This window comes from Streptomyces sp. NPDC029164 (assembly GCF_055563995.1).
Genome location: NZ_JBVHWW010000001.1, coordinates 23731 through 43466 on the forward strand (window position 1 = coordinate 23731; position 19736 = coordinate 43466).

Below are 19736 nucleotides of genomic sequence, written 5' to 3' on the forward strand. Positions count from 1 at the left end.
CGACTCACGGGGGCTTCACGGAGTCGGCTGCCGGCGACATCGGACTGGCCCGGCCCTCGGGGGATGGGCCGGGCCAGTCCGGGCGGGAGTCCGCCCGTCCAGCCCGATGTGAATCGGGCGGAACGGGCATGCCCGCCCGGTTTGACGGGGGATGCAAACCGGGCGGGAGCTCTCAACTCGCGGTGCCGAGTTTACTGTAGGCGGCTGCGACTTGGGTGAGCCATGCCACTTCCGCACTGAAGTTGTCCGTGTCGCGGTCGTCGAAGTCGCCCGCGTCCTTGTTGTCGTACGGGACGGTACCGGTCCGCTTGGCGAGCAGAGCCTGCTTGATCTGCGCCGCCTCCGTGAACGCCTGCCGCAGCTCCTCACTCGCCTCCCCGCCCGGCCCGCCGGGCCGGTCCGCGCCGCCGGCCGTGCGGTCGATGTACGGGCGCAAGTCCCGCCAACCGTCGCGTATTTCGACCACGCGCCGGTGGAGGCGGTAGTCGAGGTCCGCGACCGACGCACCCGGCGGCTCCAGGGCGATGTCCGGGGAGGCCTCGTACAGGTCCCGCCACAGCGGGTACAGCGCGCGGTAGGTCCGGTAGGTCCGGGACCACTCCAGGAGCCGGGTGGCCGAGGGCCCCCAGGAGGAGTTGGTCAGGCTCAGCGAGAGCAGGACGATGCCCGCGGCGCTGAAGACCGAAGCGGCGACCTTCCAGGCGCCGATGTCGACACCCCCCGCGGCGGTGAGGATGTTGACCGTCCTGGCCAGGCAGTAGAGGAAGAGGACCACCGCGGCCACCGAGAGCAGCCGAAGGGCCTGGCGCAGTGTGGTGTTGTCCGTCATCCGGGCGTAGGGGCCGCACTGCCGGTAGATGGTGACGCACGGAACCGCCTGGGAGACGATGAACACCAGGAGGTACGTGAGCATCAGCGGCTCGCTGGTGCCGTCGAAGTCCGAGGTGGGCCGGGCCGGGCCGTCGGCGACGAAGAACAGGGCCGTCAGCAGCACGTCGAGGACGATGCCGGAGACCAGCCAGTAGCGCGTCCTGCGCACCGTCGCCTCGTCCGCGGCCGCCCACCGGAGCAGGATGATCTGCGCGCTGACGCAGAAGGCGACCGCGGCCAGGTGCATGACGAGAATGGCGAGGTTCCCGACGCCCAGGAGGCTCTTGCCGCCCATGGCGAAGGCACCCATGGTGAAGGTGAGGCACTGGAGCAGCAGAGTGGCGATCAGCGCGCGGTAGGCGCTGTCCCGCCAACTGCGGCGTGCCTGGCACAGACGGTAGACGAGCGCCGCGTACGAGGACAGCGCCGCTATGACGAAGCAGAGGGTTCTGGTGGTGTTCACGTCCCGCTTTTCTGCACGTGCCGCGCTTGCGGCGGACAGGGGTTCAGTCGGTGGTCTCGCCCGAGGGGACCACGAGCCCGATGCTCTCGGCCGCCACGGCGATGGAGTAGTCGAAGAACGCGGCCTCGTCCCGGACGCTGTCGTGGGTGCGGCTGAAGACCTGGAACACCAGGAGCCCGACGAGATTGCTCCACAGGACGATGCCGCGCTCGATGATGTCCGAGAACGGAGCCTCGGGCACACCGCCGAACGCCTCCACGGCGGCCGGCAGCAGCAGCGGCGGACCGGGCACCGCCCGCCGCGGCGGGGAGAGTTCACCGCCCACCAGCGCCGACCGCACGATGCCCGCGAGCACCCCGGGCGTGCGCGAGGCCGGCGGGACCGTGTCCTGCGGGGCGTGGTAGCCCGGCACGGGGGAGCCGTAGATCAGGGTGAACTCGGCGGGGTTGGCGAAGGACCACCGGCGCAGCGCGCGCGTCACCGCGAGGAGCCGGGCACCCGCCGTGGCGCCGGCTTTGACGGCGGCCTCGTCGGCCTCCTCCATCGCGGCGCCCGACGCGTCGTAGGCGTCGATGACCAGCGCGGTCAACAGGTCGTCCCGGTGCGGGAACACGGCCTCGACATCGGCGACGGCGAGACCGCCGGCACGGGCCACCGCCTGCGGGGACAGCCCTGCGGCCCCCAGCTCCGCCAACTGACGGCGTGCGGTGTCCTTGATCACCGTCGCGGCCTTCGTCGTCGCCCCGTCGTCGCCGTTCGAACTTGCTGCGGAATTCATGCCGGAACCGTACCCGCCGCCGGCAACAGCCGTCAGGGCTGCCTCCGGAGCATCACGGCCCAGCGCCGAGATCCGGCCACGGCACGGCATCCGAGGCCCTCGGAGGGCGTGACATGCAAGTCGAATCCGGCCGTGCCACTCTGTTCACACGGCCTCGGGGACCAGGCAGCCGCGACGAACGGAGCGCGCTGTGAGCAGTCCGATCCACTCCGTCCACTCCGCACGGCTGCGGCGGGGCCTGGCCGCCGCCTGCGCCGCACTGCTCTTCGCGGCACTGGCCCCGGGTACGGCGGCCGCGGCGGATCCCTCTCCCGCGCCCTCGCCCTCTCCCTCTCCGTCGCCGTCGGGTGACGCGGAGCAGGGCCCGCTCGATCCGCGCATCACCGAGATCATGCGGAAGCCGCAGTACAGCCATGCCCAATGGGGCCTGCTCCAGACCGCACCGGACGACGGGCGCGTGGTGCACAGCATGTTTCCCGGCCAGTTCTTCATCCCCGGCTCCACCGCCAAGCTGATCAGCGTCTCGGGCCCGTGGCAGACCCTCGGCGCGGGCCACCGCTTCGTGACCCCCCTCTACGCGGTCGGCGAGCGCAGCGGCGCCACGCTCACCGGCGACCTCGACCTCGTCGCCCAGGGCGACCTCACCATGGGCGGCAGGACGCGGCCCGACGGCACGGTCGCCTACACCGACCTCGACCACACCTACGCCAACGACTTCCCCGGCGCGACCCTCACCCCGGAGAACCCCCTCGCCGGGATCGACCAGCTCGCCCGGCAGGTCCGCGCGTCCGGCATCACCCGCGTCGACGGCGACGTGATCGTCGACAGCCGGCTCTTCCTCCCCGACCCCGTCCTCGACCCCACCCCGACGCCGCTGATCATCAACGACAACCTCATCGACCTGATGACCACCCCCGGGGACCGGGCCGGCGCGGACGCCCGGCTGGACTGGCGGCCGAAGGTCGCCCCGTACCGGGTCACCTCCACCGTGAAGACCGTCGCGGCCGGCGAGCCGACCGCCGTCACGGTGACGGCCACCGACGGCGGCACCCGGATCCGGCTGTCCGGAACGATCGCGGCGGACGCCGAGCCCCTGCTGCGCACCTCACCGATCACCGATCCGGCCGCCTTCGGCCGCACCGCGCTGATCGAGGCGCTCCGCCGGGCCGGGGTACGGGTCACCGCGGACCCGGCCGGCCCCAACCCGGTCGCCCGGCTGCCGCGCGACTACGCGGGGCGGCCGCGGGTGGCCGCGTACACCTCCCCGCCCTACGCCCAGTACGCCAAGCTGATCCTCAAGGTCAGCCACAACCTCGGCGCCAACCTCGGGATCTGCCTGATGGCGGTCACGACCGGCAGCCGCCAGTGCGAGGACGGCTTCCCCGTGCTCGCCGACTTCCTGGACCGGGCGGGCGTCGACCGCGAGCAGGCCCAGCTCATGGACGGCCGGGGCGGCAACCCGGCGGACCGCGTGACCCCGCAGGCGCTGGTGCAGATGCTGGCGTACTGGCAGCGCACCCCTGACGCGCGGCTCTTCCGGGAGGCCCTGCCGATCCTGGGCGTCGACGGACTGCTGGCCGACAACTGCCGCACTTGTCCGGCGCGCGGGAAGGTGTTCGCCAAGACCGGTGCGGCTGTCGGAGGCGACGCGCTCAACGACCGGCTGGCCGTCGGCGCCATCACGATCGCCGGCTACCTCGACAAGGGCGGCGGCCGCTACGACACCTTCTACGCGGGAGTCAACGGCGCCTCCACGCCGACCACCGACCCCGCGGGAGTGCTGACCATCGCCAACGACCTCGCCCTGATCGCCGCCTACCTCCAGGAGTCTCCCGCGCCCTCGCCCTCCCCCTGATGGCACGACAGTCCGCCGTGGTGCTCGGCACACAGGTGGGCCGTCGCCTCCCGGGCGAAGCCCCGCGACCGCACGGGCAGGAGGATCGGTTCGCCACCGGCCACGCAGGCATCGAAGGCGTCGAGTCCCGCGGTGAAGGTCCCCGGCCGGGCCGCGCGGCGGCGGAACGGCACCGCGTGGCGCGCGCCGAGCGACGGACACCGGTCGAGGATGCTTGCGCTGCCACGCGTCGCAGGCGTTGATCCCGACAGACCGCGGAGCGCGGACCGGTGCCGCTACCCCAGCCACACGTAGCGGCTCCACAGGCTCCAGACGTCCCGCGCGCACGGGGGCCAGGGCTCGCGGAGGCGCTCCAGTGCCCGGCGGCCATCCGCCGGCGCTCGGCCGCGCACACGGTGTCCAGCCCGGCGGGCCGTGCGACCCGGCACAGCCAGGGGCGTCCACCCGCCCGCCGCAGTCTGCCCCGGTCGCGCCGGCGTGAGGCGGCGAAGGCCGGGTGCCGTGCGAGGCCGCGCATGTACGCGTACGTCGGGCCGTGCCCGGTGTGCGTGCACCGGGGCCGGGGCGGCCACGGGGGAGCAGACACCGGCACTGTCGCTCCCCGGTACGCGGTCGGCATCGTCCGTCGCAGGACAGGCTGCCCGTCGCCCCGCCGGCGCCATGTACCGCGTCCCCCGCAGGGTGACGGGCGCCCCGCTCACCGGAAGGCCCCTCACACGGTGATCACGGTCTTGCCCACGAGCTCCCGGGACTCGATCGCCGCGTGCGCCGCCGCCGCGCGCTCCAGGGGGAAGGTGGCGCCGATCACGGGGCGCAGGGTGCCCTCGGCCGCCGCCCGCAAGGCCCGTACCGCGAGTGCGGCGTGCTCCGGGGCCGTCAGCTGGACGTCCGCGATGCCGAGCAGGCGGACGTCACGGGCCGCCGCGTCCGCCGGGGTCACCGGGGCGAAACCGCCCGTCGGGGCGCCGTGGGCGGAGAACCGGCCGCCCGCCCGGACCAGGGGGAACGCGGCCAGGCCGACCTCGCCGCCCACCCCGTCCAGGACGACGTCCGCCCCCGCGCCGCCGAGCGCCTCGCGGGCCCGTTCCACCCAGCCGGGTCCGGTCGCGTCGACCACGGCGTCCGCTCCCAACTCCCGTACGAGGGCGGTCTTGCGGTCGCCGCGGGCCACGCCGACGACCCGGGCGCCCGCAGCCTTCGCCAGCTGGACCAGTACGGTGCCCATGCCGCCCGAGGCGCCCAGGATCAGCACCTGCTCGCCGGGTCGCAGCGCGGTGGTGTCCAGCAGCCGTGCGGCCGTCACGGCGTCGTGCACCAGGGCCGCCGCATCGGTGAAGGAGACCTCGTCCGGTACGGCGGCCAGCCCCTCGGCCGGGGCCAGGGCCAGCTCCGCGTAGCCGCCGCCGGCGATGCCGAGGGAGGCGACGACCCGGCGGCCCTGCCAGGCCGGGTCCACTCCCTCGCCGGTGGCGCGGACGGTACCGGCTATGCCGCCGCCCGGCAGGTAGGGCGCCGTGACCTGGAAGTGCTCGCGGCCCCACCCGCCGCGCACCTGGGTCTCCACGAAGATCGTGTCCACGGCGGCGACGGCGACCAGCACCTGTCCCGGGCCGGCCGCCGGCTCGGGCACCTCCGTGGGAACCAGTACCTCCGGACCGCCGAACCCGATCGCCTGTGTCGCACGCATGGCACTCACCCCTCCAGCAGGGCCTCCGGTCCCTCCGGTGCCCGTGCCGCGAGCCTCGGACATCAAGTGCGGTTGAGGTCAAGCGAGGGCCGTCCGTCCCTCGGGGCGCCGGCCGCGCGGAGTTTTACCCCGCGTTTAGGCGGGTGTCAAGTCCCGAGATTCCGGAACATGACCCGGGGGTGCCGCCCGGGGCTTACTTGAGGAGCGGAAAGGAAACGAAGCGAAAGGTACAGAAGGAACTCCTCGCAAAGGGACTCCTCCTCTCGCCAGTATCACCGCACCGTCCCGGAAATCCGGGCAGGTCAATATCCCTCTTAAATCGGTAGGAGAAAACCATGAACCGCAAGATGCACACCAACAGCACCGTCCGCCCCACCCGCAAGGGCTTCCGCTTCGCGACGCTGGCTGCATCGGCCGCTGTGGTGCTCGGAGGGATCCTCGTGCCGGCCTCTGCTGCGACGGCGGCTCCGATGCCCGACCACGTGCACTCGATCCTCCTCCCGACCGACGGAGGCGCCGGAGGCAAGGGTGGCAAGGGCGGGAGCGGCGGCCTCGTCGGAGGCGGTGGCGGTTCCGGCGGTGCCGGTGGCGGCAGCGTCAACGGGACCGGTGGTAAGGGCGGCCTCGGCGGCAACGGCGGGGACGGGCTGCTCGTCGGCGGTGGCGGCGGTGGCGGCGGCGGTGGCGGCGAGGGTCGCATCGGTGGCGCCGGCGGCGACGGCGGCAAGGGCGGCTTCGGAATCCTCGAAGGCGGCGGCGGTGGCGCCGGCGGTGGCGGCGGTGACGGCCGGCTCGTCGGCGGCAAGGGCGGCAACGGCGGCAAGGGCGGCTTCAGCTTCCTTCAGGGCGGTGCCGGCGGTGACGCCGGAGACGGTGGCTTCGGCGGCCTGATCGGTGGCCTCGGCGGCGACGCCGGAGCCGGTGGTGGCTCCATCTTCTAGAAGGCGCACTGATCCGACGGGGTGGAGGTCTCCGGGCCTCCACCCCACCCCACCCCCCCCAACCCCCAACCCCCCATCCACACCTTCTTGTCCTTTGGAAACGGAGAACCCCATGTTCACGTGCACCTGGCAGCGTCCGCTCATCCTGGCGGCGGCCTCTCTGGCCCTCGTCACCGGCACGGCCTGCGCCGCGCAAGCGTCGGAGTTCAAGGCCCCGGCGGGCACCAGCTCCTCGGTCGTGGCCGAGCAGCCCTCGCACTGTGCGCTGGGTGGCCGTGGCGGCGAAGGTGGCAAGGGCGGAGCGGGTGGCAGGGGTGGCGAGCCCGGCAAGCCGGGTGAGCCCGGCAAGCCCGGCGGAGTGGGCTGCTTCCGGTTCGACGACCTGCCCGACAAGTCGAAGTCCGACCTCTCGATGGTCGACAAGGTCCACATCGTGATGATCCTGCTGGTCGACGACTCCGACGAGATGAAGGAGAAGATCGCCAAGAAATACGACCTCTCCGAGGACCAGCTCGACAATCTGAAGGACGACTACCTGCAGGGCAACTGGTTCGCCCTCATGGGAGACGGCTTCTCCTCCTCGACCTGAGGCACGAATCCCCCTCGGGGCGCTCCGACCCGATGCGGCCGGAGCGCCCCGAGTGTTTTGCGCCGGCGGAATTTCCACGGCGAGGAATTCGACCAACCGAACCGCTCGGCGGACATCAGTTTCCAGACAAGGGAGAATCTCATGCGCGTGCGATCTTGGAAGTTCCGTCTCGGCCTTCTCATCTCGACGACCCTGCTCGGCGCCGGTGCGATGACGACGGCCGCCACGGCGGCTCCGGCGCTGCCGAGCCAGCCGGTCGAGACGGCCGTCACCCAACAGCACGGCCCCGCACCCGGCGGCGGCGACACCCAGACGGGCGGCAACCGCTTCGGCCGCGGCGGGGCGATCGGCAAGTACGGTGACCAGCTCACCGGCAAGGTCAAGGTCGACAAGGACAGCGTCCGCGTCGGTGACAAGGTCTGCGCGGGCAAGTGCAACGGCTCGGTCAACGGCACCGAGGGCGGCAAGGGCGGCATCTGCGCCGGTCTCTGCAACGGCAGCGCCAACGGCGGCACCGGAGTGACGGGCCGGCCCGGCGGCGGCACCGGCGGGACGGGCGGCAACGGCGGAGTCTGCGCCGGCGTCTGCCACGGCAGCGTCAACGGTGGCGACGGCGGTACCGGCGGGGCGGCGTCGCCCGGCGGCGACGGCGGCGAGGGCGGCCTCGGCGGCGACGGCGGCCTCTGCGTCGGCATCGGCTGCGAGACCAGCGGGTTCGGCGGCCGCGGCGGCAACGGCGGCATGGGCTGACCCCCACCACGGGCGCCACGCCACCGGCGCCACGCCACGGGTCCCCGGCACCACGTGCCGGGGACCCGTTCCGCTTCGCAGGCACTCGTGAAGGGGAACTCGTGAAGGGGCACTCGTATGGACCACTGGATAGACTTCAGGTGTGGAAGAGCGGCCTGGCGCGTCATTTTCGCGCCCGAGCCGACACCGTCGCGTCGAGCGCGACCCGTTCAGCCATGTCGTCCCTCGGGCGACGCTCCATCGAGGACGGGGTCGGCATGATCGGCACCTTCGCCCACGGACATCGCGCCGGCGCCCCGCCGTTGTCCGGCAGGCCGGCTGAGGCGGGCACCTGATGGCCTCGGCATCCGACCTGAGCGTGTACACGGGCCGGCCCTCCGGCCTGATCGGCAAGCAGATCGCCGGCTACCGGGTGGAGCGCCTGATCGGCCGCGGTGGCATGGCCGTCGTCTACTCCGCCAAGGACCTGCGCCTGGACCGCACGGTCGCACTCAAGCTGATCGCCCCGGAGCGCGCCCGCGACGACACCTTCCGCCGCCGTTTCACGCACGAGTCGCGGGTCGCCGCGAAGATCGACCACCCGCACATCGTGCCGATCTTCGAAGCCGGTGAGACCGACGGCGTCCTCTACATCGCCATGCGGTACGTCTCCGGCCTGGACCTGCGGGCCCTGCTGGACCGGGAGGGCCCGCTCCCCGTCGCGACGGCCCTGCGCATCGCCTCCCAGGTGGCGTCCGCCCTCGACGCGGCCCATGAGCACGACCTGGTGCACCGGGACGTCAAGCCCGGCAACATCCTGGTCGCCGCGGGCACCGACAGCGACCACCCGGAACACATCTACCTCACGGACTTCGGACTGACGAAGAAGTCCCTGTCGCTCAGCGGGTTCACCACGGCGGGGGAGTTCGTCGGCACCCTCGACTACATGGCGCCGGAACAGATCACCGGCCGCCCGGTCGACGGCAGGTGCGACCTCTACAGCCTCGCCTGCGTCGTCTACGAAACCCTCGCCGGCGGACCCCCCTTCGTACGCGACGAGGACGTGGCGCTGCTGTGGGCGCACCAGTACGACCAGCCGCCTCCCCTGACGGAGAGGCGGCCCGGGATCCTGCCCGCCGTCGACGAAGTCCTGGCCAAGGCCCTGGCGAAGGTTCCGGAGGACCGCTACGACTCCTGCCTGGAGTTCGTGGGGGCCCTGCGCGCCGCCGCCGGAGGCGGCGCCAGGCGGGAGGACGGCCCGTCGCACCGGGTGGAACCCCTGGAGCCGCCGCCGGACCCTCCGCTCTGGGCCCTGCCGGTCTTCCACTCCCCGTCCGGCTGACCCCCGTCCGGCTGACCGTAGTCCTCAGAACCCGGCGAGCGACTGCTCGGCCCAGATGGTCTTGCCGAGGGCGGAGTGCCGGGTGCCCCAGCGCTGGGCGAGCTGGGCTACCAGCAGCAGGCCCCGCCCTCCCTCGTCGAACGTCCGGGCACGGCGCATGTGCGGGGCGGTGCTGCTCGCGTCGGAGACCTCGCAGAGCAGGGTGCTGTCGTCGTGGATCAGCCGCAGCTCGATGGGGGGCGCCCCGTAGCGGATGGCATTGGTCACCAGTTCGCTGACCACGAGCTCGGTGACGAAGGCGGCCTCGTCCAGTCCCCAGGCCGTCAGCTGCTCGGTGGTGTACCGGCGGGCCCGGGCGACGACGGACGGATCGGACGGCAGCTCCCAGACGACGACCTTGTCGGCGTGCAGGGCCCGGGTCCGGGCGACGAGCAGGGCGACGTCGTCGTCGGGACGGTGGGTCAACAGAGCCGCCAGAACGCGGTCACAGACCGTGTCCAGGCTGGCGGCGGGACGTACGAGGGCCGCGAACATGCTGTCCAGCGACTCGTCGATGTCCCGCTCGCGGGGTTGCAGCAGGCCGTCGGTGTACAGGGCGAGCAGGCTGCCCTCGGGGATCTCGGCCTCGATGGTCTCGAAGGGCAGGCCCCCCAGGCCCAGCGGCGGTCCGGCCGGGACGTCGAGGAGGTACGCGGAACCCTCCGGCGAGACCACGGCCGGCGGGGGGTGGCCGGCCCGGGCGACCGTGCAGCGGCGGGTGACCGGGTCGTAGACCACGTACAGACAGGTGGTGCCGATGCCGCCGGCGGCCTCCGCGGCGGCCCCCTGCTCGCCCTCGTCGGCGGACAGGTGGATGATCAGGTCGTCGAGGTGGGTGAGCAGCTCGTCGGGCGGCAGGTCGACGTCGGCCAGCGTGCGCACCGCGGTGCGCAGCCGGCCCATGGTGGCGGAGGCGCGGATGCCGTGACCGACGACGTCGCCCACGACGAGGGCCACCCGTGCGCCGGACAGCGGGATCACGTCGAACCAGTCACCGCCCACCCCGGCATCGGTGCCGGCGGGCAGGTAGCGGGAGGCGATCTCCAGGGCCGGGTGGTCGGGCAGCGAGTGCGGGAGCAGGCTGCGCTGCAGCGTCATGGTGCTGGTGTGCTCGCGGGTGTGCCGGCGCGCGTTGTGGATGCTGACGGCCGCCTTGGACGTGAGCTCCTCGGCCAGCCACAGGTCCTCCGGGTGGAAGGGATCCTGCCGCTGGTGCCGGCTGAAGACGGCCAGACCGAGCGTGGTCCCTCCGGCGCGCAGCGGCACCATCATCATCGAGTGGGTCCCGGAGTGACTGATCCAGGCGGCTCCCGGATCCTGGGCCACCCAGCGGGCGACCGCCGGGTCCGAGGTCGGGTACACGGCGCCGCGCCCCGCGGCCAGACACTCGACGGGAGGGGACAGCGCCGGATAGACGGCCGTCCCGCCGATGGGGACCTGGGACTCCAGGCTGCCCTCCGGGAGCGAGCGCACGGCGACGTGGGACACGGTGACCGGTCCCGCCGCCGGCCTGGACGCGTGCTCGTCCGGGCGCGGGGGAGGCTCCAGCAGGTCGACGACGGCGAAGTCGGCGATCCGGGGGACGGCCGCGCCGGCGAGCTCCTCCGCGGTGCGGGCGCTGTCCATGGTGGTGCCGATGCCGGCGGTGTCGACGTCCGACAGGAGCAGCTGCGGCCGCTCACCGGCGGTTCCGCTCTTCTCGTGCGCGGCCAGACACACGGCGCGCACCCGTCCGTCAGCGTCCCGCAAGGGGGCCAGTGAGGCCGCGAGGCCCTGCTCCGTCGGCGCGCCCGTGGGACGGACGAAGGCGTCGACGTGCTGCGGCTCCCCCGTCTCCACCACCAGGCGCATCCTGCGCTCGGTCTCGTCGCTGACCGGATCCGGGGCGATCTCGGGCAGCCGCAGCCCGCGCATCTCGTTCTCCGTCAGGGTCAGCGCGCGCTCCATGCCGGCGTTCGCCCGCACCAGCCGCAGGTCCGCGTCGAAGACCGCGAGGAAACAGGGGGACTGGGTGAACGTCCACTCCTTCAGCGCTTCGTCCCAGGGCGTACGGGGCTCACCCGGAACGGCGGACACCACGAACCACTTGGTGTTCCCGCCGGTGGACGTCCAGCGGTGCGCGAGCAGTCTCAGCTCCATCCGCCGGCCGTCCCGGTGCCGCAGCGCCACGGTGCCGCTCCACCGGTCCAGCCCGGACGGGATCCGCCCGGCGCTCTCGTCGACGTCCTCGGCGTTCCCGGCGCCGTCGGCGAGCAGACGGGCGGCGGGGAGTCCCACGATCTCGGCGGGCGCGTAGCCGAGCAGCCGATGGGCGTCCTCGCTCCACTCGGTCACGATGCCCTGCTCGCTGAGGGTGGCCGTGGCCGTGTAGGTCGAGCCGTCGGAGGCGTTCGTCTCCGCCGGGCCCTCACCAGGAGAGGTGGGAAGTTGCTCCATCGCCGCTCATCTCGCCCTCGCTAGTTCCCTCGCCGTGCTTCCACGGCAACCCGCACGGCCAGGGGCTCCACTGACAAGCATCATCCGGCGGGCCGAGGAGCACCAACGCAGTGCTGCCAAGGGGGTGCGCTCAGCCCGCCCGGCCCGGGGAGCGCGCGGGGACGCGCGAGGACGAGGGCGAGGACCACGTCTCGCGCACGCCACACCGTCGCGCGGCGCCGTCCGCTGAGCACGGGTGGCCGGAGGCCGAGGATTTCCACGAGGCGCGGGGCGGCGCCGAAGATGCTGCTCCGGTCGGCCTTGACCGCGGCCTCCTTGAGCGCCCAGGCGCCGGCCAGGTCATCGGGCCGGTCCGCCTCGATGCGGGAGAGCTCCCCGGGGGAGAAGGCGTGGTCCGCGACACGGCGTACCGCAGGGGCCGAGGCCGTCTCGCACAGGTCCACTCCGACCGCTTCGGGTGCGAGGGCCGCGGCGACGTGGCGGGCGGTGTGGCTGATCGAGACGTGCACAGCCGGCATCGGGCTGCCGCTGATGACGACGTACGGGCTGCCGTCGTCCCGGGGGAGGACCTCCACCTCGTCGGCCGGTGCCGCGAGGGCGTCGCCGACCAGGCGCTTGGCGAGCAGCCGGCCGGCCGCCCACTCGGCCTGCCGGCGGGCCGGCAGCGCGTGGACCACCCGCCGCTCGGCCGGGGAGAGGGACGGGGGCGCGTCGAGGTCGGCGAACCGGGCCACGAGGAGGCGGGCTCCGCCCCAACGGTGGATGCGGCCCGGCGTGATCGCCCGGAAGGCGGTGCCCGCAGCGGTGGTGTTCATGGCGGTGGTGTTCATGGCCGCGGGGTCAGGCCGCTCGGGCGGTCGTCAGGTGCCGCAGCTCGTGCTCCAGCGCCGTCACCGCGTGCCGGATCTGGTCGGGCGTGTGCTCGCAGGTGAGGAAGAAGCGCAGCCGGGCCAGTTCCTCCGGTACGGCCGGATAGAGGATCGGGTTGACGCTGATGCCCTGCTGGAACAGGGCCTCCGCGAGCCGCAGGGCCTTCAGCGAGTCCCCGACGATGCACGGGACCACCGGTGTGTCGTGGCTGTTCCCGACGTCGATCCCCGCATCGCGGGCGAGGCGGACGAACAGCGCGGCGTTCTCCGCGAGCCGTGCCACGCGCCGCGGCTCGGCACGCAGCAGGCGCAGCGCGGTCAGGGACGCGGCGGTGTCGGCCGGGGTCATACCGGCGCTGAAGACGAAGCCCGGAACGGTGTAGCGCAGGTACTCGACGACCGAGCGCTTCCCCGCGACGTAGCCGCCACAGCTGGCAAGGGCCTTGGACAGCGTGCCCGACCACAGTTCGACCGCCGAGCGGTCGATGTCGAAGTACTCGCCGATGCCGCGTCCCGTCGCACCGATCGTCCCTATGCTGTGCGCCTCGTCGATCATCAGCAGCGCGCCGTGCCGGCGCTTGACCTCGACGAGGGCGGGCAGGTCGGCGATGTCGCCGTCCATGCTGTACACGCCCTCGATGACGACGAGGACCCGCCGGTACTGGTGGCGGACCTGCGTGAGGATCGCGTCCAGGGCGGCCGCGTCGTTGTGCGGGAAGGGCCGCCGGGTCGCGCCGGAGAGCTTGCACCCCTGCAGGATGCTGTCGTGGGCGAGCGCGTCGTGGATGACGAGGTCCCCGGGGCCGACGAGGTGACCGATCACGGTGACGTTGGTGGCGTGCCCGTTGGCCAGGGTGACCGCGGCCTCGCACGAGAGCCGGCCGGCGAGTTCCGCCTCGAGTTCCAGGTGGAGCGGACGGCTGCCGGACAGCAGCCGGCTGGCCGACACCGAGGTGCCACAGCGCTCGATCGCGTCCCGGGCCGCCTCGTTCACCTGGGGGTGCGTCGCCATGCCCAGGTAGTTGTAGCTGGAGAAGGAGAGGAGTTCCCGGCCGTCGACGACGGTCGTGTCCGTCATCCCGCGTTCGTGGACGAGGAAGTACGGATTGGGCACCCCCAGCCCGCTGAGTGCGGAGAGGCGCTCGCCGTGGGCGGCGACCTCCGGGAAGCACTCGATCCGCGTGTGCTCCTCGGGCAGCGGCGCGGCCGGCGGGCCGGGCGCCGGCGCTGGCGGGCTCTCCTCACCGTGGCCGGCCCGCTGTACGGGGAAGCCCTCGGGTGCGCCGGCGGGTGCGGTGGAGGGTGTGGGGGCCGGTGCCGCGTCCGCGCCGCAGCCGTTCGCGATCATTGCCGCGATCTTCCCGGCGGTCGGCCGGTCGGCGGCGTCCTCGTCGAACGTCCACCGCGGCCACTGCCGGGTGAGGGCGGTGAAGAGGTCCGTCAGCATCAGCGAGTCGAAACCGAGCTCGTCGATCAGCAGCTGGTCGACGCGCAGGTGACTCACGGGGAAGGCACTGATCCGGGCCACGTGCGCGAGCACGCCTTCGGTGAACTCGTCGAGGTCACCGGCCGGTGAGGGCTCCTCCGCGGCCGGCGGGCGTGAAACCGGCGGGTCGGCGGGGATGGCGGGGACGGCGGGGATGGCGGGGGCAAGGGGCCTCGGCGCCGGTTCGACAGGTTCGACCTGCTCGGCGGCCTCCGCGGCCGGGTTCCGTACGGGAAGCGCCTCGGTGAGCCGGGCGAGCAGCGTCACCTGCTGCCGGACCAGCCGGATCAGCTCACCCATCGGGTCGTTCGCCTGGGCGGCCGCGGGAGCGGTCACGGGAGCGGTCACGGGGGCGGTCACGGGGGCTTCGATCGGGGCGTTCATCAAGGTCTCCTCCGGGGATACGGGCCGGGCCGGCGGGGCGGTGGCGCAGGCGTCCTTCTTCTTGGCGGGGCGCCCGCGCGGCACCCAGTAGGACTGCGTCGCGAGCTTCGCCACCGGCAGGTCCAGCAGGCGGCGGTCCTCCTCGGGCACCAGGGCGCGCGGGTCGACCGGGACGCCCAGGACCGCGAGCCGGGCGAGGGCCCGTACGAAGCCGCGCCCGCCGTCCGGAGCCACCTCGCCGGCGGGCACGACGTGCACGTCGCCGTGGCCGGTGAGGTTGCGGCGGACCGAGGCGAGGAGCGAGCTGCCGCCGGTCACCTGGAGGAAGACGCGCGCCCCCTGCTCGTAGGCGGTCCGGACGGCGTCGCCGAAGTGGACCGGAGCGGACGCGTGCCGGGCCCACAGTTCGCGCAACCCCTCGGGGTCGGCGCAGACCTCCGCGTTCACGGACGAGACGAACGGCAGGACCGGGCCGGCGATGCGGAGGGCGGCGAGGTCCGCGCGCACGGCCTCCTCGGCGGAGGCCAGCCGCGGCGAGTGGAAGGCGTTGGACACGTCGAGCGCCGCCGTGACCACCCGGGCCTCGGCGCAGGCCCGCCGCACCGCGGCGAGCCCCTCGGGGGTACCGCTGACCACGACCTGCCGCGGCTGGTTGAAGCAGGCGAGCCACACGTCGTCGATGCCGGTCATGAGCCGGCGGCAGGTGTCCTTGTCGGTCTGTACGGCGAGCATCCCGCCCCCGAGGCCCGTCTCGGCCTCGCGGAGGGCCGCGCCCCGGTGGACCAGCAGCCGGACGGTGTCCTCGTCGGTGAGCGCTCCGGCCGCCGCGGCGGCGGCGAACTCCCCGACGCTGTGGCCGAGGGCCAGGCCGGGCGCGATGCCGCAGTGGCCGAGCAGCCGGGTCGCGGCGATCTGTACGGTGCCGAGCAGCGGCTGGCACACATCGGTGCCGGCGAGCCGCCGGCTGTGCTCCTCGGGACCGCCGTGGGCGGTCGGGGCCTCGCCGTACAGCAGGTCCGCGAGGTCGAAGCCGGCGTCGCGGCGGGCGACGGCGCTGAGGACGTTGACGTCCGTGCGGAAGCCCGCGAACCGGTCGTAGAGGTCCTGCATCATGCCCGGCGCTTGGCTGCCCTGACCGGGGAAGAGGAACGCGATGCGGCGTTCGGCCTCCGGCAGCGGGGCGTCGGCGGCGTAGGCGCCGTCGCCGAGGTCGCCGCGGGCGCCTTCGGCCAGCTGCCCGCGGGCGTGGCGCAGCCGCCGGGTGAACTCCTCCGTGCAGGCGGCCACGATCGCGAGCCGCGTCGTGAGCGGCTCGCGCGCGCCCAGGGTGTGGGCCAGCGCGGCGATCGGCACGGGCGCGGCCTCCTCCACCATGTCGAGCACCTCGTCGATGTGCCGTTCCAGCAGCGCGGGGCTGCCGGCCGAGAGGAGGAGCAGCTGGGGCCGGGGGCCTTCGGCGCGCACCGGGGCGTGGCCGCGGGCGGGAGCCGGCTGCTCCTCGAGCACGACGTGCACGTTCGTGCCGCCGAAACCGAAGGAGCTGACGGCGGCGCGCCGCGGGGTGCCCGTGCCCGGCCAGGGCCGCGCGGTGTCGGCGAAGCGCAGGCCCGCGGCGGAGACGCCCAGGTCGGGATGGGGCGTGGTGACCGGCTGCGGCACGATCGTGCGGTGGTGGACGATCAGGGCCGTCTTGATCAGACCCGCGATGCCGGCCGCGGACAGGGAGTGCCCGATGAGGGCCTTGCCGGAGCCGAGGTAGGACAGCGAGGGGTCGTCGTCGGGGTATTCGGTGCGCAGCCGGCGCAGGGCCTCCACCTCGGCACGGTCGCCCGTGGTGGTGCCGGTGCCGTGGGCCTCGATGAAGCCCACGGAGGACGGGGCGACCCCGGCGTCATCGTAGGCCCGGCGCATGGCGCGCAGCTGGCCTTCGGCGGTGGGGACCAGCGGGCCGGGGGAGGCTCCGTCGTTGGCCGAGCCGATGCCCCTGACCACCGCGTAGACGCGGTCGCCGGCGGCGAGGGCGTCGGCGAGCGGCCGTACGACGACGGCGCCGGCCCCCTCGCCGAGGACGAAGCCGTCGGCGGCCTCGTCGAACGGCCGGCACACCCCGGTGGCGGACAGCGCGCGGAGCCTGGAGAAGCCGACCAGGCTGTCCGGGGTGAGGTTGAGGTACACGCCGCCGACGACGGCGATCCGGCAACCGCCCTGGCGGATCTGGGCGATCGCCTGGTCGAGGGCGACCAGCGAACCGGAGCAGGCGGCGTCGACGGTGAAGCTGGGGCCGCCGAGGCCGAAGTGCCGGCTGACGGTGCCGGACGCCATGTTGAGCAGGCTCCCGGGCAGGGTGAAGGAGTGGATGGTGCCGAGTTCGGCCGCCTGCTCCCTGACGGCGTCGAGGCCGCCGGGGCGGTCCGCCGCCCGCGACTCCTCGGCCAGGGAGATGGCCCGCAGGGGAGCGGCCATGAGATCCTTGTAGTCGGACACCGACGCTCCGAAGAAGACACCGGTGTTCTCGCGGTCGAAGTCGCCACGGCCCATCCCCGCGTCGTCGAGGGCCTCGCGGGCGATGTCGAGCATCAGCCGGTGCTGGGGGTCCATGGACCGGGCGCGCGCGGGCGGCACCCCGTAGTGCAGGGCGTCGAACCGGTCCACGTCGTCCAGGAACGCGACCTGGTCGGTGTACGCGGCGTTGGGGGCCGATCGGTCGCCGGGCCGGTGGAAGATCTCGTGGTTCCAGCGCTCGGCCGGGACGGCGGAGAACTGGCGTTCCCCGCTCAGCAGGAGCTTCCAATAGGCGCGGATGTCGGGGGCGCCGGGGAAGCGGCAGCCGAGTCCGGTGATGGCGATGTCGGTCATGACGGGTCTTCCTTGTCGTGATCACCCGTGCGGGGGTGAGGTCTGTCGGAACGGGGTCTGTCGGAACGGGGGTCTGCGGGAACGGGAGGTACGGGAACCGGGAGGTACGGGGCCGGGGCCCGTGCCCCGGCCGGTCAGCGGCCCGCGGGTGCGCGCGCGTGGGGGCGGGCGGGCGTACGGACCGCGGCGCGGCCGTGTGGGGGACACCGGCCCGGCGGGCACCTCCGGGGCGGGGGAGGCAGGGGCACCGGGCGCGGCGCCTTGGACCTCGGCAGCCGCGGTGCCCACCAGTTCAGGCCGCCCGCCAGACGCATGAGCGCCGGTACGAGGACTCCGCGGACGAGCGTGGCGTCGAGCAGGACACCGAGGCCCGCGCCGATCCCGAAGAACTGCAGGAGGGACACCTGGGAGGTGCCGAAGCTCAGCAGGGTGAAGGCGAGCAGGGCGCCGGCGGTCGTGACGATCCCTCCGGTGCGGGCGATGCCGGAGACGATCGACGCGCGGTCGTCCTGCCCGGCGTCGTGCGCCTCCTTGATGCGGGCGAGGACGAACACCTCGTAGTCCACCGACAGGCCGAAGACGATGCAGAACAGCAGCACCGGCATGGTCGTGCTGAGCGGTCCGGGCGTGAAACCGAGCAGGTGGTGCAGATGGCCCGACTGGAAGATCCACACCATGGCACCGAGGACGGCCGCGAGGCTCAGGGCGTTCAGCGCGATCGCCTTGACCGGCAGGAGCAGGCTGCGCGTGAAGCCGAACAGCAGCGCGAAGGTGGTCAGGGTGATCAAGGAGAGCGCCAGCGGGATCCGGTCTCCCACGGTGGCCTTGGCGTCGACCAGGACCGCGCTCGGTCCGCCGACGAGGACCTCGGTGCCCGCCGGGACGGGAGCGGAGCGGATGTCGCGCACGAGCTGCTGGGCCGCGCGCGACTGGGGGTCGGCCAGCGGCACCACGGAGAGCCGCGCCGGGCCTTCGCCGGCGGACCCGGCCGCCGTACCGGCGGAGCCGGCCGCGGGCCCGGACACCGTCGCCTCCTCCCCGTGCCGGAAGCTGCCCTCGGCACCCACGACCTGGGCGACCTGCGGGAGCGCGGACAGCCGACGGGCGTAGTCCTCCCGCGCCGACGGGGACGCCGTACCCGTGACGACGACCGTGAGCGCGCTGGAGCCCTTCATGTCGAACGAGCCGCGCACCAGGTCCCCGGTCCGCCGGCTGGACGCGCTCACCGGCAGCGCCCGGTCGTCGGGAGTGGCGAAACCGGCGTGTGCGAACGGCGCCGCGAGCACCAGCAGCAGCCCGATCACCGGCAGCGCCGCGACCAGCGGGCGGCGTACGACGATCCGCGCCAGCCCCTCCCAGAAGCGGGACCGCGAGCCGCCGTGGACCCGGCGGCGCCACGGCACGGCCCAGGCGTTCACCCGCTTGCCGAGCAGCACGAGCAGGGCCGGCAGTACGGTCAGGGCGCTCACCGCCGCGATCACCACCACGGCGATGCCCGCGTAGGCGAAGGAGCGCAGGAAGTACGGCGGGAACACCAGCAGCGTCGCGAGCGCCGCGGAGACCGTGGCGGCACTGAAGACGATGGTGTGGCCCGCGGTGCGCACGGTCCGGATGGCGGCGGTGCGCGGCCGGTACCCGTCGGCGAGCTCCTCACGGAAGCGGGAGACGATCAGCAGCCCGTAGTCGATGCCCAGCCCCAGGCCGAGCGCCGTGGTGAGGTTCAGCGCGAACACGGACACGTCGGTGACGGAGCCGAGGACGCTCAGGACCAGCAGCGTCCCGGCGATCGCCAGAACGCCGATCAGCAGCGGCAGCGCGGCGGCCACGACACTGCCGAAGACCAGGACCAGCAGGATCAGGGTTCCCGGCAGGACGACGGACTCGGCCCGCTTGAGGTCGGACTCCGAGAGGTCCTGGAGCTCGGCGTCGACGAGCGCCGTCCCTCCCACGTGCAGGGTCAGGGCCCTCTCGCGAGCGCCCGGGCCGGTCAGTTCCCGCTTCAGCTCCTTCACCCGGGCTCCGAGCTGCTCCCCCTCGCCGTCGACGTGCGCGACCAGCATGGCCGCGTCGCCGTCGCGACCGCGCAGCTCGGCCGCGCCGCCCGTCCAGTACGAGGTCACGGCGCTGACGTGGGGCAGGGCGGCGAGGCGGCGGGTCAGGGCCTCGCCCTCGCCGCGGGCCGCGGCGTCGTCGACGGACCCGCCGCGGGCCTGCGCGACGACGACCAGGTTCGGGGACGCCCCCAGGCCCCCGGCCGCCGACTGGGCGGCGCGGCTGGACTCGGAGCGCGGGTCGTCGTATCCCTGCGACTTCAGCCGGCCGGTCGCCCCCGCGCCGAAAACGGCGGACAGGACGAGGAACGCGAGCGCGGCGAAGAGCACGAGTCGGGGGCGACGGGTCACGAAGACCCCT

At 73.6% G+C, this 19736-nt stretch carries 12 protein-coding genes; 5 read left to right on the top strand and 7 right to left on the bottom strand.

The features are described from left to right. Positions 1–172 precede the first annotated feature (172 nt). Positions 173–1333 carry an MAB_1171c family putative transporter gene (locus ACZ4VT_RS00095; RefSeq protein WP_467945121.1) on the bottom strand — a complete coding sequence of 387 codons (1161 nt, stop codon included), beginning with the start codon at positions 1331–1333 and terminating at the stop codon, positions 173–175. A 43-nt stretch (positions 1334–1376) separates the two neighbouring features. Beyond that, complete coding sequence (locus tag ACZ4VT_RS00100; RefSeq protein ID WP_467945123.1) at positions 1377–2111, bottom strand: TetR-like C-terminal domain-containing protein; 735 nt, start codon at positions 2109–2111, stop codon at positions 1377–1379. Between the two features lie 190 nt (positions 2112–2301). Here ACZ4VT_RS00100 and dacB point away from each other — a divergent pair, with 190 nt between their 5' ends. Further along, positions 2302–3966: a D-alanyl-D-alanine carboxypeptidase/D-alanyl-D-alanine endopeptidase gene (gene dacB / locus ACZ4VT_RS00105; RefSeq protein WP_467945125.1), complete on the top strand. Its 1665-nt coding sequence runs from the start codon at positions 2302–2304 to the stop codon at positions 3964–3966. A gap of 712 nt (positions 3967–4678) precedes the next feature. Here the strand turns inward: dacB and ACZ4VT_RS00110 are convergent. Continuing rightward, positions 4679–5653 carry a zinc-binding dehydrogenase gene (locus ACZ4VT_RS00110; RefSeq protein ID WP_467945127.1) on the bottom strand — a complete coding sequence of 325 codons (975 nt, stop codon included), beginning with the start codon at positions 5651–5653 and terminating at the stop codon, positions 4679–4681. A gap of 335 nt (positions 5654–5988) precedes the next feature. Between ACZ4VT_RS00110 and ACZ4VT_RS00115 the strand changes: the two genes are divergently transcribed. The 4 genes from ACZ4VT_RS00115 to ACZ4VT_RS00130 all read left to right on the top strand — a co-directional run bounded on the left by ACZ4VT_RS00115 (position 5989) and on the right by ACZ4VT_RS00130 (position 9254). Continuing rightward, positions 5989–6594 (top strand): hypothetical protein, encoded by a 606-nt coding sequence (locus tag ACZ4VT_RS00115; RefSeq protein WP_467945129.1) that lies wholly within the window; start codon positions 5989–5991, stop codon positions 6592–6594. 112 nt (positions 6595–6706) lie between these two features. Next, positions 6707–7183, top strand: coding sequence for a hypothetical protein (locus tag ACZ4VT_RS00120; protein ID WP_467945131.1), 477 nt, complete (start codon positions 6707–6709; stop codon positions 7181–7183). Between the two features lie 141 nt (positions 7184–7324). After that, positions 7325–7933 (top strand): hypothetical protein, encoded by a 609-nt coding sequence (locus tag ACZ4VT_RS00125; RefSeq protein ID WP_467945133.1) that lies wholly within the window; start codon positions 7325–7327, stop codon positions 7931–7933. A gap of 334 nt (positions 7934–8267) precedes the next feature. After that, a complete protein-coding gene (locus ACZ4VT_RS00130; RefSeq protein ID WP_467945135.1) occupies positions 8268–9254 on the top strand; it encodes a serine/threonine-protein kinase in 987 nt (328 codons plus the stop codon). Between the two features lie 24 nt (positions 9255–9278). Here ACZ4VT_RS00130 and ACZ4VT_RS00135 read toward each other — a convergent pair whose 3' ends face one another. The 4 genes from ACZ4VT_RS00135 to ACZ4VT_RS00150 all read right to left on the bottom strand — a co-directional run bounded on the left by ACZ4VT_RS00135 (position 9279) and on the right by ACZ4VT_RS00150 (position 19726). Next, complete coding sequence (locus ACZ4VT_RS00135; protein WP_467945137.1) at positions 9279–11729, bottom strand: SpoIIE family protein phosphatase; 2451 nt, start codon at positions 11727–11729, stop codon at positions 9279–9281. Between the two features lie 80 nt (positions 11730–11809). Then, positions 11810–12559, bottom strand: coding sequence for a 4'-phosphopantetheinyl transferase family protein (locus ACZ4VT_RS00140; protein ID WP_467945139.1), 750 nt, complete (start codon positions 12557–12559; stop codon positions 11810–11812). Between the two features lie 10 nt (positions 12560–12569). Continuing rightward, positions 12570–17324: a type I polyketide synthase gene (locus ACZ4VT_RS00145; RefSeq protein ID WP_467945141.1), complete on the bottom strand. Its 4755-nt coding sequence runs from the start codon at positions 17322–17324 to the stop codon at positions 12570–12572. A gap of 134 nt (positions 17325–17458) precedes the next feature. Then, a complete protein-coding gene (locus tag ACZ4VT_RS00150) occupies positions 17459–19726 on the bottom strand; it encodes an MMPL family transporter (RefSeq protein ID WP_467945143.1) in 2268 nt (755 codons plus the stop codon). Positions 19727–19736 lie beyond the last annotated feature (10 nt).

Bases quoted from the DNA above. Each gene is read 5' to 3' on its own strand.
- ACZ4VT_RS00100 (WP_467945123.1), bottom strand. From the start codon at position 2,111: ATGAATTCCGCAGCAAGTTCGAACGGCGACGACGGGGCGACGACGAAG.
- ACZ4VT_RS00110 (WP_467945127.1), bottom strand. From the start codon at position 5,653: ATGCGTGCGACACAGGCGATCGGGTTCGGCGGTCCGGAGGTACTGGTT.
- ACZ4VT_RS00115 (WP_467945129.1), top strand. From the start codon at position 5,989: ATGAACCGCAAGATGCACACCAACAGCACCGTCCGCCCCACCCGCAAG.
- ACZ4VT_RS00120 (WP_467945131.1), top strand. From the start codon at position 6,707: ATGTTCACGTGCACCTGGCAGCGTCCGCTCATCCTGGCGGCGGCCTCT.
- ACZ4VT_RS00125 (WP_467945133.1), top strand. From the start codon at position 7,325: ATGCGCGTGCGATCTTGGAAGTTCCGTCTCGGCCTTCTCATCTCGACG.
- ACZ4VT_RS00130 (WP_467945135.1), top strand. From the start codon at position 8,268: ATGGCCTCGGCATCCGACCTGAGCGTGTACACGGGCCGGCCCTCCGGC.
- ACZ4VT_RS00135 (WP_467945137.1), bottom strand. From the start codon at position 11,729: ATGGAGCAACTTCCCACCTCTCCTGGTGAGGGCCCGGCGGAGACGAAC.
- ACZ4VT_RS00140 (WP_467945139.1), bottom strand. From the start codon at position 12,559: ATGAACACCACCGCCATGAACACCACCGCTGCGGGCACCGCCTTCCGG.
- ACZ4VT_RS00145 (WP_467945141.1), bottom strand. From the start codon at position 17,324: ATGACCGACATCGCCATCACCGGACTCGGCTGCCGCTTCCCCGGCGCC.